Origin of the sequence: Burkholderia cepacia (assembly GCF_001039005.1) — a bacterium.
GTDB lineage: Bacteria > Pseudomonadota > Gammaproteobacteria > Burkholderiales > Burkholderiaceae > Burkholderia > Burkholderia theae.
The window spans coordinates 45,801-61,762 of record NZ_LDWR01000018.1 but is presented as its reverse complement, the minus strand read 5'-3'; the positions used below and the strand labels follow the sequence as shown (position 1 = coordinate 61,762).

The window sequence follows — 15,962 nt, the reverse complement described above, 5'->3', positions numbered from 1 at the left end:
GAACGCGCCACGGCCGCGCGATCGCGCATTTGCCAGATTCGTCGAACCCGGAGAAACTACGGGCGGCCGTCATTCTGACGGCGGGCCCTGACCGAGAGAACAGGGCTTTCCTCCCTGAAACGGCTTCGACACCAACAACATCCATGAGCCTGATATCCCGATTCTTTGGCCGCAAGGAAGAACCCGAAAACCCGGCCGCGCTGGTCGCCGCATCCGACACCGAAAATCCGCTGAGTGTGACGGTCGTCTTCGACGGTCCGCTGCAGGTCGATATCGCGTCGCTGACGGCCGCGCTGCGTGCGTACCATCCGAGCATGCAGCAGGCGCGCGTCGAAACCGAGCCGACGCTGGAGCAGGTATTCGGGCTCGTCGGCTGGGGCAAGCACGTCGTCCGGCTGGTCGGCTTCGATGCGCCCTATCCGTCCGACGCGCTGGAAGCGTGCGTCGCGCCCGCCCACTACGGGCAGGACCTGAAGCAGCAGGTGCGCGCGAGCCGCAGCCACGTGATCCTGTACTACGCCGGACACGAACCCGATCCGCTCGACCAGTACGTCGCACTGGCGGCCGTCGCCGGCGCGCTGGCCGAACAGAACGGCCTCGCGGTGCTGAACGAGCACGCGCATACGTCGTTGCCGGCCGGTGTCTTCAATGCGAAGGAACTCGGCGAAGAGAGCCTCGAAGTGCTGCGCGCGATCCCGCTGAACCTGTTCTTCTGCGGCTTCGTGAAATACGAGGTCGAAGGCGTCGAAGGCGTGTGGATGCGCACCTATGGCGCCGACGTGTTCGGCCTGCCCGATTTCGCCGCGCTCGCGCAAGGCCATCACGAAGGCGAACGCTATTCCGGCATCTTCAACAACGTGATGCACTACCTGCTCGAAAGCGGCGCGCGGATGCATGCGGGCGAAACGATGCAGGTCGGTTCGGAAACGTTCATGAAGCTGCGGGAACCGCTCGAACACGAGTACTACCTGCAGGGGCCCGCGCAGGTGCTGGTGGTCGAACTGATCTCGGCGGACGAAATCAATCGCTGATCGCAACGTATCGCACCGTGATGCACGGCGCGCGGGTTCGACACTTCGCGAACCGCGTGCGCCGCGGCGTCACATGACGGCGGCGTGACAGCCGCCGCCCGCCCGACGAGGAGACATCCGTGTTCCGCATACGTCTTGGTTTCGCGCTGGCCGCTCTCGGCCTCTCGTTGTCCGCCCACGCCGACAGCATCGACTGCACGCGTGCGAAGACGCGCACCGATCACCTGATTTGCGGCGACAAGGCGCTCGTATCGGCCGACAGCACACTGTCGAGCGCGTACTACGACGCGATCGGCATCGCCGCCGACCAGCCGGCCGTGATCCGGTCCCAACGCGCGTGGCTTGCACAGCGCGATGCGTGCGCCGATGCCGCCTGCCTCGCCACCGCGTACCGCGACCGTACCGCAGCCCTGAAGCAGGTCAAGCACGCGGGCTGGAAAACCTATCGCGACCCGGCGCTCGGCATCTCGTTCGAGTACCTCGCGAACCGGCAGGTGAAGAAGCCATGCCCGGCAATCGGCGGCGATCGCTGCGTCGCGATTGTCGGCCGCAACATGACCTACAGCAACTATTTCATCGCGTTCGAGATCGTCGACGGCGCGCTGGAGCCGGTCGCGGAAAAGGAAGCGGGTTTCGAGCAGCAGGACGACGGCAAGTGGATGACGACTTACGGCCGCAGCGCTGCGCAGGAAGTCGAACGTTTCTCCGGCACCAGCTGGCGCGGCATGCGCGCGACGATCACGTGCGGCATCAGCGACCCGGAAACCGGCTTCCACGCGGCCGGCGGCGAATGCTACTGGGCCGTGCTGAGCAACGGCAAGCGCTCGGCCGTCGCGAATACGCAAGGCATCGTCGGCACCGACGACGCGACGCTGCACAGCGTGTCGACGTTCCGGTTCGAACGTTAGCGGAAGCCGTGACCTGCGCGGCGGCGAACGCTCATGCCGCCGGTGCGTCCCGACTGATCGCCACGCACTTGATTTCCGCGAGCAGGCCAGGATGCGCGAGTTCGGCTACGCCGATCGCGGTCCACGCACATGTCCCGCGCGGAAACACCCGATTCTTCACATCGCGGAAGATCGCCATGTGCCGGCTCAAATCGACGTGGTACGTCGTCATGTCGACCACGTCGTCGAACGTGCAGCCGGCCGCCTCCAGCACCACGCGCAGGTTGTCCCAGCAGGCGAGAAACTGCGCCTCGGGATCGGCAATCACGTCGAGATCCGACGTGCGTCCAACCTGTCCGGCACAGTAAACGGTCGCACCGACCCGCACTGCCGGCGCGTACCCCGCCCGCTCGACGATGCGCTGCATCGTCGGCGGGACAATCACTTCACGATCGATCATCGAGACACTCCCTGGCGCTGGCACACGGCTTCACCGCAATCTCGTCGGCGCGGGCGACGCACCGGCCTCCGATGACGAACGCAGGCGCAATGGCTTGCCCGCCGACGCGCCCGGAATGGTAGCAGCGCACTTTCCGGCCTGATCTGCGGCATTTGGACGCCGGCGCGTCAGCGTACGCCAGGCCGGCCCATCGAAAACGTCTCCGCGCCAGACTCACGGCGCAACGTCACCTCCATACCGCTCAGCCATCCTGACGATTTCAGGATCGGGCGCGCCACCGCGTATAGCCGATCGGCGCTGGGGCCATACAGATACAGATAACCGTCGTTGCCGTCGCGATGCAGCTCGGTCTCGCCGAGTTCGCCCGCCCCTGCCTGCCTCGCTGCAAGATCGAGCCGGCGCTCCAGCGCATGAAGCCGCGGCAGATCCTTCTCGTCGTAGTCGAAGTGGACCATCACGACCGGCCCGGGCGGCTTCGTCGGCAATTCCGCGGCAACGTGGCCGGCGAACAGCATCAAGCCGAACAACGCGGCAAATCGCATTCTTTTATACATCGCCATAACCGGTACGCAATGCCCGCTCAGGTCAATGCGTCGCCGCGCGCGACCTGCTGCCGGGCCTGCGCCTGCGTGCCGAGCGCGGCGGCGATCGCATCGACCGCATCGGCGGCACGCGCCGCGCCGCACATGAACGCGTCGACGGCCGCGAAGCGATGCTCGGGCCACGTATGGATCGTGATGTGCGATTCGGCGAGCAGCACGACACCCGTCACGCCATGTTCGCCGCCGAAATGATGGAAATGCGCGCCGATCACGCGCGCGCCCGACTGTCGCGCCGCTTCGGTGAGGATCGTCTCGAGCCGCGCGGCGTCGCGCAGCAGCGCCGCGTCGATGCCGGCCAGGTCGGCCAGCACGTGCGAGCCGAGCGTCGCGCGCGGCGGCGCGATCCCGTCGCGCGCGGTCATTTGTGCGACCCGTACGACGAGTAGCCGCTGCGGGCCGACGAACTGCCCCAGCCGCTACCGCCCGAACCGCTGCCGCCGATCGATGCGCAGCTGAACAGCGTGACGACGATCAGGCCGTAGATGCCGTAGAGGATGTACCGGATCACGAGTTGCCCCCGTCCGACGCGAAACCCTTCCACAGCCATTCAGGCAGCCACAGCACCAGCAGGCCGATCAGCACGAAGACGGAGCGACCGCTGAACGCGAACAGCGACCCCATGTTGAAGATCACGAGCAACACGCTGAACACGAGCGGCAGCGGCGAGAAACTGTGCGGGTTTTTCCCGCCGAACAGGCCCTTCGCTTCCTTATCGCCGGCCGCCGCTGCGGCCGTCGCGAGCGCCGGCGTGCCGAAGCGTTCGCCGAGCGCGCTGGCCGACAGCGGCCGCGCGCGCGACCAGACGATCTCCGCATCGCTGCGCTCGCGCGTCAGCTTGTCCTTCTGCCAGCCGTAATCGATGATCGACGTGCGATCGCCCACCTGCACGCGCCAGTTGAACGCACCGACCACGTAGACGACCTCCGAGTCGTATTCCTCGCGCAGGCGGTAGGTCTTGCCGCCGTCGGTCACGTCGGACTCGCTGCCGATCGTCGGCCATTGGTCGAGCACCTGCACGCGCTCCCAGCGCCCTTCGCTCTGCACGAGCCACAGGAAACCGCGCTTCGGGTTCAGCAGCAGATATTCGTCCCACGTCTCGGCATCGCCCGGCACGCGGCAACGCATCATGCCGATCACCGTGTATTTCACGCCGTCGAACGTGCCGATCGCACCGAGCTCCAGCGCGCCCTTCACCGATTCGAGCTTGCGCTGCGCCGCAAACACGGTCTGCTGCTCGGCCGTGCACTGCACGCCCGCGTGACAACTGCCGCACACGACGTAGTCGGCGACGTTCGGCGCATACGACAGCGGCGCGCCGCAACTCGGGCACGCGAACGGCACCATCTCCGCGCCGCGCTTCTCGCGCGTATCGGTCTCGGTGTCACGCAGCCCCGTGAACGCGAGCGCGTCGAATTCCAGCGCCTCGCCCGAATAGACCGCCGGGCTTCCGCCGTTCGAATCGGCGTCGGAATAGTCGTAGGTCGCGAACGCGTTGCCGGTCCGCAGATCGACCACGCGCGCCTCCCAGCCGGCATCGACGCGGAACGGCAGCTCGCCGTCGCCGCCCGTGCAGCGCGCGGTGCGCACGTCGGACACGAGGTACGCTCGGCCATCGTGGTCGATCCGCATGCCCGGTTCGAGTGTGCCGAACGCGGGCCACGCGCCGCCTGACGCATCGTCGGGCTCGCGCACCGTGACCGCGTACTGGCCCGACGCATCCGACAGCCAGCCGAACGCGCCGTCGTCGAACACGACGTACCACTCGCTCCAAGCGCCGGCGTCGTAGGTCATCTGGATGCGCCCGAGCACCGTGAACATGCGCTTGCCGTAGCGCCCGGCCGTGCCGATCTGGATCGGCGACGCGTCGTCGAGCACCGTGGCCAGCTCGCCGATGCGCTCGACGTCGGTGCCGCGCTTGAGCAGCGTGCTGCGGCAGAACGCGCAGACGGCCATCACCGCCGCCGCCGAGCGAAACTCGACCGGCGCGCCGCACTGGGGGCACGAAGTGCTGAACATGCGCGACGCTTACCGGGTGAGCTTCGCGAGGATCTCGGCCTTCGCGCGCGAATATTCGTCTTCGGTCACGAGGCCCTTGTCGAACAGTGCCTTCAGCTGCTCGAGCCGCTGCACGTAGTCGGTGCCATCGGCCGGCGCGGCCGGCTGCGCAGCGGCCGCCGGTGCCACGACGGGTGCGACTGGTGCAGCGGCTGGCGCGGCGGCCGGCGCCGGCTGTGCCGCGCCCGCCATCTGGCCGGCCATCGCCTGCCCGATCACGGCACCCGCGGCGAGCCCCGCGCCGACACCGGCGATGCCGCCCGGGTTCTGCGCGGCAAGCGGAATCGCCTGCGCGGTCTGGTATTGCGTGGCGCGCGCGAGATCGCCGGCCATCCCCGCGCCGATCCGCAGGTCGAGCGCCTTCTGCAGCTCCGCCGGCAGCGACACGCTCTCGACCGCGAACGCATCGAGCGCGAGGCCATAGCGCGTGAACACCGGCGCCAGCGCTTCGGCGATGCGCTGCGACAGCAGCGACTGGTTCGCGGCCATGTCGACGAACGGCACGTCGGACGCGCCGAACGTCGTGCTCATCGCCGTGACGACCAGGTTGCGCAGCTGCTGTTCGAGATCGTCGACCGTGTACTGCGCGCGCGTGCCGCTGACCTCGCGGTGGAACGCGCCCGCGTCGACGATCCGGTACGAGTAGATGCCGAACGCGCGCACCTGCACGAAGCCGAATTCGCGGTCGCGGATCGTCACCGGCTGCGCGGTGCCCCAGCGCCGGCCGAGTTGCAGCCGCGTGCTGAAGAAATAGACGTCCGATTTGAAAGGAGACTGAAAGAGTTTGTCCCAGTTCTTCAGGTACGTGAGCACCGGCAGCGTGTTCGTTTCCAGCGTATACAGCCCCGGCTGGAACACGTCGGCGACCTTGCCTTCGTTGACGAAGATCGCGACCTGCGTCTCGCGCACGGTCAGCTTGCCGCCGTAGCGGATTTCCTGGTCTTCCATCGGATAGCGCCAGGCCAGCACGCCGTCGGTGTCTTCCGTCCATTGCAGGACGTCGACGAACTGCTTGCGGATAAACGAACCCAGACTCATGTCGGTCTCCTCGGACGCGTGGCGGTCAGGTCAGGCAGGCGGCATTGATGATGCCGACGACGAGCGACGCGGTGCCCATCAGGCCGCCCATCGCGACGTTGCGATCCTCGATTGCATGATTCATGCCGGGCATCAGGCGCGTCAGCGCCGCATAGGTGATCAGCTGCACGGCCATCGCGCCGACGGCCCAGATCACGACTTCGCCGAGCGTCGAGTTGTGCGCGATGCTGGACGCGAGCGTCAGGCAGAAACCGATCAGCGCGCCGGCGAACGACAGCGTCGCGGCCGCGTTGCCGTCGCGGATCAGCGCCAGTTCGTCGAACGGAGTGACCTTCAGGTACACTGCCGCGAACACAAGAAGCAGCACGAACGCCGACAGTAAATGAACCGCATAAAGATAGGCACTATTCATTCTTTCCCTCGGATTTTGTGCTCGGTTCGCCGCCCCGTCGCCGGCCGGCCCGCACGGGGCCAGCCAACAAAAATCCGCGCCAGTATATCCACATTGCCGAACACTGCACAACGGACGCACCATGCTGCATAGGCGTGCGCTCGTCCTGTCGATCCTCGTGCTCGCGTCGTGCGGGCTCGGCTACGAACTGATCAGCAGCGCGCTGTCGAGCTACCTGCTCGGCGATTCGATCCTGCAGTTCTCGTCGGTGATCGGCTGCTACCTGTTCGCGATGGGGATTGGCTCGTGGCTCGCGAAGTTCGTCGAGGACGACGACGTGCTCGACCGCTTCGTCGACATCGAGCTGCTCGTCGGCCTGCTCGGCGGCGTGTCGGCCGCGCTGCTGTTCGCGGTGTTCGCGTGGCTGGCCGCGCCGTTCCGCGCGGCGCTCTATGCGCTCGTGCTCGCGCTCGGCATGCTGATCGGGATGGAGATCCCGCTCGTGATGCGCGCGTTCGAGCAACGCCGCCAGGCGTTCCGCCATACCGTCAGCGAGGTGCTGACCTTCGACTATCTCGGCTCGCTCGCCGTGTCGCTGATCTTCCCGCTCGTGCTCGCGCCGCGTCTCGGCCTGCTGCGCACGAGCTTCCTGTTCGGCATCCTGAACGCCTTCGTCGCGCTGTGGACGACGCACCTGTTCCGCGACGAGATCCGCAACGTGCGCGGCAAACTGATGCGCGCGTCGCTCGTGATCGGGCTGCTCGTCGCCGGGTTCGCGCTATCGGACCGCATCACGCACTGGGCCGAGCATGGCGTGTACGGCGACGAGACGATCTATTCGGAAACGACGCCGTACCAGCGCATCGTGCTCACGCAGTGGCACGACGACATGCGGCTGTACCTGAACGGCAACCTGCAGTTCTCGTCGCGCGACGAGCACCGCTATCACGAGGCGCTGATCCACCCGACGATCGAGGCGCTGCCGTGGGCGAAGCACGTGCTCGTGCTCGGCGGCGGCGACGGCCTCGCGGTGCGCGAACTGCTCAAGCACCCTAACCTCGAACAGATCACGCTCGTCGATCTCGATCCCGCGATGACGAAGCTGTTCTCCACGTCCGCGCCGCTCGTCAAGTTGAACCAGGGTTCGCTGAAGGACCCGCGCGTGCACGTGATCAACGACGACGCGGTGCGCTGGCTCGAATCGAACGCCGACGTGTACGACGCGATCGTCGTCGACTTCCCCGATCCGACCAACTTCGGGCTCGGCCGCCTGTATTCGGTGCCGGTGTTCCGGCTGCTCGCGCGCCACCTGTCGGAGAACGGCTATGCGGTGATCCAGTCGACGTCGCCGTATTTCGCGCCGCACGCGTACTGGACCATCATCGCGACGCTGCACGAAGCCGGGCTCAATACGTGGCCGTACCACTGCTACGTGCCGTCGTTCGGCGACTGGGGCTTCGTGATCGCCGGCAAGCGCCGCGACTTCACGGTGCCGACGCACTACTCGGTGCCCACGCGCTGGCTCGATGCGCAGACGGCCGCCGAGATGTTCCACTTCCCGGCCGACATGCCGGCGCTGCCGATGACGCCGAACGAACTCAACGACCAGCCGCTCGTGCGCCGCTTCGACGACGACTGGAAACACGTGCTGCGCTGATGGATCGCCGCACGTTCCTCGTCGCGTCGGCGGCCGCGTCGCTCGCCGCATGCGGCCGCACCGGCTGGATCGAGACGACGCCGCGCGTCGGCTACCCCGGCATGCGCGAAGGCCATGCGCTGCGCGACCATGCCACGCTGCCGCCGCCCTCCGGCACGATCGAGACGGACGTCGCGATCCTCGGCGCCGGCGCGGCCGGGCTGTCGTGCGCATGGCAGCTCGCGCGCGCGGGCCACACGCGCTTCGCGGTGCTCGCCGGCCCCGAGTTCGGCGGCAATGCGGCCGGCGGCCGCTTCGGCGATCTCGGCTATCCGAAAGGCGCGCACTACCTGCCATTGCCGTCGCTCGAATCCGCGCATCTGCGCGACATGCTCGCCGATCTCGGCGTGATCGAATCCGCGCCGTTCTCCGCGCGCCCCGTGTACGACGAGCGTGTGCTCGTCCATGCGCCGGACGAACGCCTCTTCATCGCCGGGCAGTGGCAGGACGGCATCGTGCCGACGGCCGGCCTCGACGCCGACGCGCTCGCGCAGCAGGCGCGCTTCTTCGCCTACACGGACGGGCTGCGCACCGCGCGCGGCGCCGACGGCCGCAAGGTGTTCTGCATCCCGATCGCGGAATCGTCGCGCGACCCGCGCTGGCGCGCGCTCGACCGACGCTCGTTCCGCCAGTGGCTGCTCGACGAGGGCTACACCGCGAAGGCGCTGCACTGGTACCTGAACTACTGCTGCCGCGACGACTACGGCGCGGGGTACGAGCACGTGTCCGCGTGGGCCGGCCTGCACTATTTCTCGTCGCGCGGCGGCCATGCGGGCGATGCGAGCGACGGCGCGGTGCTGACCTGGCCCGACGGGCTGCACACGATGGTGACGAAGCTGAGCGATTCGATCACCGCGCGCACCGGCTCGAACGCGTGGTCGCGGGACGGCTTCGCGGTGCGCGCGACCGAACGCGCGGGCGGCGTCGACGTGCTGTGCGCTCGTCTCGGCGACGACGGCGCGCTGTCGACGTTCACGCTGAAGGCGCGGCGCGTCGTGTGCGCGATGCCGCTGTTCGTCGCGGCGCACGTGTTTCCGCAGCTTTCCGCCTACGGCTTCGAACCCGCGCGCGACCTGCCGCCACGCGCGCCGTGGCTCGTGTCCAACTTCCTGCTCGACGGCATGCCGGCCGAAGCGGCAGGCGTGCCGCTCGCGTGGGACAACGTCGTCTACGACGGCGCGGGGCTCGGTTACGTCGTGTCGACGCACCAGCTGATCCGGATGTCGCCGCCGACGCGCTCGGTGTTCTCCGCGTATCAGGCATTGAGCACGCGCGCGCCGGACGACACGCGCCGCTGGCTCGCGCAAGCCGAGCCCGATGCGTTGCGCGAACAGGCGGCGATCGACCTGCAGGCCGTCTACGGGCGCGCGCTGTGGAAGCACGCGACGGCGCTCGAGATCACCGTGCGCGGCCACGCGATGGCGACGCCCGACGTCGGTTTCCTGAGCCGGCCGGGGCTGCTCGCGCTGCGCGAGGCCGACGGCCCCGTCGTGTTCGCGCATGCCGACCTGTCCGGGCTGTCGCTGTTCGAGGAAGCGTCGTACTGGGGCATGCTCGCGGCGCGGCGCATGCTCGCCTGAGCACCGGCTTCCGGCCGGCGCGGCGGCCGCCGATTCGTCATTGCGACGACACCGCCACCCGCTATAATCGCGCGACATTCCGACTGCATTGAGCAGGCCGACGGTGCCGTGCCGTTCGACGCGCCGCATGCCCTCCTCGACAACAACAATGACGAACCGAACCCTCCGACGCCTTCGCCCGTTCGTGCGTGCCGCCGCGCGCGTGCTTGCCTGCGCCCCGCTGCTCGGCGCGCCGCTGGCGCTGCATGCGGCCGACGCCGCAGCCCCCGGCGCCGAGCCCGCATCCGGGCGCTATATCGTCGTCGACACCGGCCACACGCCCGCTCACCCGGGCTCCACCGGCGCGAGCGGCCGCGTCGAATACCGGTACAACCTCGATCTGTCCGCAGCGGTCGCTGAAAAGCTCGCAGCACACGGCGACCGCGTGCTGCGCACGTCGGCCGACGGCCGCGAGATCGCGCTCGACCAGCGTTCGACGCAGGCGCCCGACGCGAACCTGTTCGTGTCGATCCATCACGACTCGATGCAACAGCAGTTCATCGACGCGGGCCGCCAACGCGAATTCCGCGGCTTCTCCGTGTTCGTGTCGGAGCGCAATCCGCACTATGCGGAAAGCCTGCGTTGCGCGAAGGCGATCGCCGAGCGGCTGGTCGCGGCCGGCGAGCGTCCGTCGCTATATCACGCGCAGCCGATCCGCGGCGAGAATCGCCCGCTGATCGACCCGCAACTCGGCATCCACCGCTTCGACGATCTCGTCGTGCTGCGCACCGCGCCGATTCCGGCCGTGCTCGTCGAGGCCGGCGTGATCGTCAATCCCGACGAAGAAGCGCGGCTCGCGCGGCGCGAGACGATCCAGCGCCTGTCCACCGCGATCGCAGGCGGGATCGACGCGTGCACGGTGCCGAAGTGACGGCATCGCCCATCGGGCTCAACGGTTTTCACCCAGTCAGGAGCATCACAATGAAAAAGAAGAATCTGTTCGCATCCTGCGCGCTGCTCGCGCTTGCCGTTCCGTTCGCCGCGCACGCGGCCGGCTGCGCGAAGCCGCACAGCGCGTTCGACCAGGTGTACTGCACCAGCACGCAGTTCTCGCAGAGCGACCGCGAACTCAACGACGAGTACGGGCGCCTGCGCAAGCAACTGAGCGGCGACCAGCAGGCGACGCTGAAGGCCGGCCAGCTCGCGTGGCTGAAGCAGCGCGATGCGCAGTGCAGCGAGACGCGCAACAACAGCTACCTCGTGGATATCCAGTGCGCGAACGACATGACGCAGTCTCGGCTGTCGTTCCTGCGCGAGCGTGAGCGTGAATGCACGAGCACGGGGTGCGTGGCGTCGAAGCTCGGGGAGTAAGGTCTTCGCGTATGCCGTGCCGTGAAGCGTTTCGCGGCGCGGCGCTTCAGCCCCACGAAGGAAACGGCGATGCGACATGAATTCTCCGAAATCCTCAACGACCTCGTCGACTATTTTCTCGTCGGCGATGTTCTGCTGCTGAAGCGCTACAAGGAACAGCACGGGCTGTCGGACAACGTCGCATCCGAGTTCACGTCGAACGACAGCGGCGACAACGCCGTGCTGGAAGGTGTCGTGATTCCGCTGGCCGGCATCGAGAATCATCCGTACACGGTCATCTTCACGCTGGACCACGAAACGCCCGAATTGCTGAAGACGGGAAGCCGCCTGCAGCATCGGCGCGGTGGCTACGTGCTGCGCGTCGAGCATCGTTCGGTCATGCTCTACACGTGGCGCATGCTCGAACGCTTCAACGACGAGACGGTGAACGCGCTGCTCGCGCGTTACCGCGAACCGGGCAGGCCCGTCATCGAAATCGAGAACGGCTGGTACGAAGTCGACATCCTCGGCGGAGAAGTCCCGCGCAACGGCTGGTTCGAACCTGCGTTCGAATTCGTGCTGAAAAGAACCGACGAACCGCAAGATGCGTCGCACGTGGATATCGGCTACAGCTTCGCGATCGACAGCAGTTCGGATCGCGCGAATTGACACGGACACGACAACGCAACAGCAACCGATCAGGCGGATCACGCATGGCACCGAACACGATGACGATCGACATCCGCGCTGCCGAGCCCGTCGACGCCGCGACCATCGCCAGCATCCACGTCGCGTCATGGCAGGCAACCTACACGGGCATCATGCCGGCCCCGTTCCTCGCCGGTCTGTCGGTCGAAAAGCGCACGGCCGCCTGGCGCTGTGCGCTCGACGCCGGTCGGCCGCGCGTCGCGCTCGCGTTCACGGACAACGAGCCGACGGGCTGGATCGCATACGGTCCGACACGCGACCCCGACAAGGATCGCACCTGGGGCGAGATCGAAGCGATCTATCTGCATCCGTCGCATTGCGGGCAACGCATCGGCGCGGCGCTGGTCGACCATGCGTGCCGATCGCTGCACGACGCGGGCCACGCATGGGTGTCGCTCTGGGTACTGGTCGAAAACCGTCGTGCACGGGCATTCTATGAACGCGAGGGTTTCGTCGCGGAAGACGACATCAAGACGTTCGAGATCGACGGCACGCCAATCGAGGAAGTGCGCTATTGGCGCGCACTGCCGAAACAATCGTCATGACTGGATAGTCAGCCCCGCCTCCAAACGCAACTGCATCATCCGCATCAACTCGCGGATCTTCGCGTTGACGGAATTGCGGCTCGCATAAGCGGCAAGCAATTCCAGCGGCGCCGGTGCCATCTCCAGCGGCACGCGCAGCAACCGCCCGTCAGCAAGCTCGGCCGCGCACGCACGCTCGACGAGAATCGCGAAGCCGATCCCGTTCAGCGCCGCCAAACCCGCCATCTCGCCGCTATTGACGCGATACCGGCTCGCGACCGGAATCTTGTGAATCCGCCCGTCGCGGTCGGCGAACTGCCACGGCTGCCCTTTCAGCGTGCTCAACGTCGTGATGCACGGCAATTGCCTGAGCTGTTCCGTCCGGGTCGGCATCCCGGTCCGGGCGACGAGCGACGGCGCAGCCACGACGACGCTCGGCAAACACGCGAGCGGCCTGACGACGAACGTGCTGTCGTCCAGCTTCCCGCGATTGACGATGATCGACAGGTCGATGTCGTCGCGCAACGTCGATATGCCCGCGAGGCTGGTATCGCAGTCGATTTCGACGCGCGGATGGCGGCTCGCGAATTCCGCGACGATCGGCCCGAGCATGCGCGGCCCGATTTCGCCGGGCACGCAGAGCTTCAGCACGCCACGCAACTCCGTTTGCTGCGAGGTCAGCTCGGATTCGGCCAGCGTCAGCGCATCGAGCATCGGCCTTGCGCGCTCGTGCAGCAGGCGCCCGGCCTCGGTCATCCGAAGGTGCCGCGTGCTGCGCTCCAGCAACCTCACACCGAGCCTCGACTCCAGTTGTGCCACATGGCGGCTCACGTTGGAACCCGGCAACGCAAGCGCGCGCGCGGCACCCGCAAAGCTGCCCTCGTCGACGACCGACACGAACACGCGCACCGCATTCAGATCCAGCTTGCTACGCATCATTATCCCGTTTCAGGTATCAAAGCCCGCCATTTTTCATGGCTTATCCCGCCAGACACCGTAATTTACGATGCTCGTCCCGTCAATGCGACGCCGAAGCGCGAACCCGCGACCCAGCGAGCGCTCGCACGACAATACGGAAGGAGCATCATGGATATCGCAATTCTGGGTGCCGGCGTCGCCGGCATGAGCACCGCACTCGCGCTTGCCGGGCGCGGGCACCGGATCCGTCTGTACGAACGCCGGCTATCCGACTCGACGATGGGTGCGGGCGTGGTGCTGTGGCCGAATGCCGGTTTCGTGCTCGCGCAGCTCGGCATCCTGCCGGACATCGTCGAGGTCAGCGGCCACCTGCGCGCGATGCGGTGCATCGACCGGCATGGCAACCCGTTCAAGCTCACCGATATCCGCCAACTCGACCGCCGCATGGGCTTTCCGACGCGCTCGATACTGCGGCGCGACCTGCAGGCCGTGCTCGCGCGACACGTGGCCGCGCGCGGCATTGAAATCTGCTTCGGCCACTGCGCAACGGCCATCGACACCGGGCCGGACGGCCGCGCTGTCGTTCGCTTCGACAACGGCACGGCGATCGCGCCCGATCTCGTGATCGGCGCGGACGGCCGCATGAACTCCGTCGCGCGAAACCATGTCGTCGGCAGCAACACGCCGGTCTATCAAGGATTCGTCAACTGGATCGGCGTCGCGCAGAGCGACGCGCCGCTCGTCGATGAAGTGTCGATATTCGACTACTGGGGCACACGCGAACGGTTCGGTATCGTCGCGATCGATCGGCAGCGCGTGTACTGGGCCGCGGCACGGTCCGAAGCCGACGGCGACGGCGACGGCGACGACACGGTGCAAGGCGATCCGGCGCCGATGCTGGAACGGCTATTCGATGCGTGGCCTGCGCCCATCGCGGACGTGATGCGCGCGACGCCGCCGAACACGATCGCAAAGATTCGCGTGCACGATCTCGATCCGGTCGACGTGTGGCACCGCGGCAACGTGCTGCTGATCGGCGATGCCGCGCATGCGCCCTTGCCCACCTCCGGACAAGGCGCATGCCAGGCACTCGAAGATGCGTGGCACCTCGCCCGTTGTCTCGACGAGTACGGGGAAGGCAACGGCAGCGACCTCGACGCAGCGCTCGCGTCGTTCACGATGCGACGCAGCCTGAAAACCACGGCGATCACCCTGCGTGCCCGCGATTTCGCCCACCGGCTATTCGGCGACGACACGCACGAAAGCGCACGGCAGGTCGATCCGATTGCCGAAATCGACTCCCTGGCACACGCGTGGGGTGCGAACCTGCCGATGGAGCAGATGCGCGACCGATAAGACTCGCTGGCGGCGGCATGCAATCACAGAAACCACCGATACTCCCGCGCGCCGATCTCGTTGCGAAAATCCAGCTCCTCCTGCCGCTTGTTCTCGCAGTACACCATCACGAACTCGCTGCCGAGCCCTTCGCGCACGGCCGGATGATCCTGCATCGCCGCGACCGATGACAGCATCTCCTTCGGAAAATCGATCCCGCTGCCGCGATCCTCGTTGAGCGGCGCGATCGGTTCGGTCCGTGCATCGAGTCCGTGCTCCATCCCGGAAAGGATCGCCGCGAGCACCAGGTACGGATTCGCGTCCGCGCTGGCGAGCCGGTGCTCGATCCGCAGGTTGCGTGCATCCGACTCGGGAATCCGGATGCACGCATCGCGATCCTCGAAGCCCCAGCTTGCGCGGCTCGCCGCATTCACCATCGATCCGTAGCGCCGGAACGCGTTGTGATTCGGCGCGAACACGGGCATGCAATGCGGTAGCAGCGCGAGACAACCGGCCACCGCATGCCGCAGCGGCCGCTGCCCGTCCGCCGCGAGCAGGTTGCGCCCCGCGTCGTCGTACAGGCTTACATGCACGTGCATCCCGCTGCCCGGCGCATGCAGGTACGGCTTGCCCATGAAGCTCGCGCGATAGCCGTGCTGCAGCGCGACGCCGCGCGTGCTGCGGCAGAACAGCGCCGACCAGTCGGCCGCACGCAGCGCGTCGTCGGTGTGGCCGAAATTGATCTCGAACTGGCCAGGCCCGAGTTCGGCCGTGATCACCGTCGCGTCGACGCCCTGCTCGCACGCGGCCTCGACCATCTCGTGCAGCACGTCGGAGAAGCGCGACAGACGCTCGATATGCATGTTCGGCTGATCGTCGCGGTCGTCGCTCAGGCGGTCGCGCGGATACTGCGGCATCCCGTCCGCGAGCTGCGCGGCGAACAGGTAGAACTCGAGCTCGAACGCGACGACCGGCCGGATGCCGCGTGCCGCGAAGCGCCGCAGCACGCGCGCCAGCACCTCGCGCGGTTCGAACTCGATCGGCGCATCGGTGCCGTCGGAGCTGATCAGCATCTGCGCGAGCGGCTGCCGCTCCCAGCGCACGGGCTTCAGCGTGCCTGGGATCAGCCGGCGCGGCGCGTCGGGGTCGCCGTCGTTGAAGCAGTAGTCGCCGATCTTGTACAGGCCGCCCTGCGTGCCGAGCAGCACGCAGTTCTGCGGCAGCTTCAGCAGCGAGCCCGACGCGACCTTCTCGAGCGCGTCGATCGGGTAGCGCTTGCCGTAGAAATGCCCGGGCAGGTCGAGGCAGATCAGGTCGACATAACGGATCTCGGGATGCGCCTGCCGGAATGCGCGGACTTCACCGACCAGCGCGGGAACGACGTCAGCCATGTCTCATCCTTTCCATG

Annotated in this window: 18 protein-coding genes; 9 read left to right on the top strand and 9 right to left on the bottom strand. The window is 67.2% G+C overall.

The window, feature by feature from the left end:
* The first annotated feature begins 143 nt into the window (after positions 1 to 143).
* The gene (locus tag VL15_RS11255; protein WP_048245560.1) at positions 144 to 1,031 is read left to right on the top strand and encodes a DUF4261 domain-containing protein; all 888 of its coding nucleotides are present in this window, start codon (positions 144 to 146) and stop codon (positions 1,029 to 1,031) included.
* A 119-nt stretch (positions 1,032 to 1,150) separates the two neighbouring features.
* A complete protein-coding gene (locus tag VL15_RS39075; protein ID WP_053077624.1) occupies positions 1,151 to 1,939 on the top strand; it encodes a lysozyme inhibitor LprI family protein in 789 nt (262 codons plus the stop codon).
* Between the two features lie 31 nt (positions 1,940 to 1,970).
* On the opposite strand, the gene VL15_RS11240 is transcribed toward VL15_RS39075, so the two are convergent.
* The 7 genes from VL15_RS11240 to VL15_RS11215 all read right to left on the bottom strand — a co-directional run bounded on the left by VL15_RS11240 (position 1,971) and on the right by VL15_RS11215 (position 6,485).
* Entirely contained in the window at positions 1,971 to 2,345 is a 375-nt protein-coding gene (locus VL15_RS11240; RefSeq protein WP_230684429.1) for a RidA family protein, read from the bottom strand.
* 200 nt (positions 2,346 to 2,545) lie between these two features.
* Entirely contained in the window at positions 2,546 to 2,920 is a 375-nt protein-coding gene (locus VL15_RS11235; protein WP_230684428.1) for a hypothetical protein, read from the bottom strand.
* Positions 2,921 to 2,958: 38 nt separating this feature from the next.
* Complete coding sequence (speD, locus tag VL15_RS11230) at positions 2,959 to 3,342, bottom strand: adenosylmethionine decarboxylase (RefSeq protein WP_048245558.1); 384 nt, start codon at positions 3,340 to 3,342, stop codon at positions 2,959 to 2,961.
* Positions 3,339 to 3,488 (bottom strand): hypothetical protein, encoded by a 150-nt coding sequence (locus VL15_RS41895; protein ID WP_155291822.1) that lies wholly within the window; start codon positions 3,486 to 3,488, stop codon positions 3,339 to 3,341. Before VL15_RS41895 ends, speD begins: the two co-directional genes overlap by 4 nt.
* Positions 3,485 to 4,996 (bottom strand): DUF4178 domain-containing protein, encoded by a 1,512-nt coding sequence (locus tag VL15_RS11225; protein ID WP_048245557.1) that lies wholly within the window; start codon positions 4,994 to 4,996, stop codon positions 3,485 to 3,487. The genes VL15_RS41895 and VL15_RS11225 overlap by 4 nt, the downstream gene beginning before the upstream one ends.
* A 9-nt stretch (positions 4,997 to 5,005) precedes the next feature.
* Positions 5,006 to 6,073: an SPFH domain-containing protein gene (locus VL15_RS11220; RefSeq protein WP_048245556.1), complete on the bottom strand. Its 1,068-nt coding sequence runs from the start codon at positions 6,071 to 6,073 to the stop codon at positions 5,006 to 5,008.
* A gap of 25 nt (positions 6,074 to 6,098) precedes the next feature.
* Positions 6,099 to 6,485 (bottom strand): DUF350 domain-containing protein, encoded by a 387-nt coding sequence (locus VL15_RS11215; RefSeq protein ID WP_048245555.1) that lies wholly within the window; start codon positions 6,483 to 6,485, stop codon positions 6,099 to 6,101.
* 121 nt (positions 6,486 to 6,606) lie between these two features.
* Between VL15_RS11215 and VL15_RS11210 the strand changes: the two genes are divergently transcribed.
* From VL15_RS11210 to VL15_RS11185, 6 genes are all read left to right on the top strand, one after another.
* On the top strand, positions 6,607 to 8,121 hold the full coding sequence (locus tag VL15_RS11210) for a polyamine aminopropyltransferase (protein ID WP_048245554.1): 1,515 nt from the start codon (positions 6,607 to 6,609) through the stop codon (positions 8,119 to 8,121).
* A complete protein-coding gene (locus VL15_RS11205) occupies positions 8,121 to 9,740 on the top strand; it encodes an NAD(P)/FAD-dependent oxidoreductase (protein WP_048245553.1) in 1,620 nt (539 codons plus the stop codon). Before VL15_RS11210 ends, VL15_RS11205 begins: the two co-directional genes overlap by 1 nt.
* Positions 9,741 to 9,888: 148 nt before the next feature.
* A complete protein-coding gene (locus tag VL15_RS11200) occupies positions 9,889 to 10,650 on the top strand; it encodes an N-acetylmuramoyl-L-alanine amidase family protein (protein WP_048245552.1) in 762 nt (253 codons plus the stop codon).
* A gap of 50 nt (positions 10,651 to 10,700) precedes the next feature.
* Entirely contained in the window at positions 10,701 to 11,090 is a 390-nt protein-coding gene (locus tag VL15_RS11195) for a lysozyme inhibitor LprI family protein (protein WP_048245551.1), read from the top strand.
* 69 nt (positions 11,091 to 11,159) lie between these two features.
* On the top strand, positions 11,160 to 11,738 hold the full coding sequence (locus VL15_RS11190) for a hypothetical protein (RefSeq protein WP_048245688.1): 579 nt from the start codon (positions 11,160 to 11,162) through the stop codon (positions 11,736 to 11,738).
* A gap of 44 nt (positions 11,739 to 11,782) precedes the next feature.
* Positions 11,783 to 12,322, top strand: a complete 540-nt coding sequence (locus VL15_RS11185) for a GNAT family N-acetyltransferase (RefSeq protein ID WP_048245550.1) — start codon at positions 11,783 to 11,785, stop codon at positions 12,320 to 12,322.
* Here the strand turns inward: VL15_RS11185 and VL15_RS11180 are convergent.
* Positions 12,317 to 13,237, bottom strand: coding sequence for a LysR family transcriptional regulator (locus tag VL15_RS11180; RefSeq protein WP_048245687.1), 921 nt, complete (start codon positions 13,235 to 13,237; stop codon positions 12,317 to 12,319). The genes VL15_RS11185 and VL15_RS11180 overlap by 6 nt on opposite strands.
* A gap of 150 nt (positions 13,238 to 13,387) precedes the next feature.
* Between VL15_RS11180 and VL15_RS11175 the strand changes: the two genes are divergently transcribed.
* Positions 13,388 to 14,575, top strand: coding sequence for an FAD-dependent oxidoreductase (locus VL15_RS11175; protein ID WP_048245549.1), 1,188 nt, complete (start codon positions 13,388 to 13,390; stop codon positions 14,573 to 14,575).
* A gap of 23 nt (positions 14,576 to 14,598) precedes the next feature.
* On the opposite strand, the gene VL15_RS11170 is transcribed toward VL15_RS11175, so the two are convergent.
* Positions 14,599 to 15,945, bottom strand: coding sequence for a glutamine synthetase family protein (locus VL15_RS11170; RefSeq protein ID WP_048245548.1), 1,347 nt, complete (start codon positions 15,943 to 15,945; stop codon positions 14,599 to 14,601).
* Between the last annotated feature and the right edge of the window lie 17 nt (positions 15,946 to 15,962).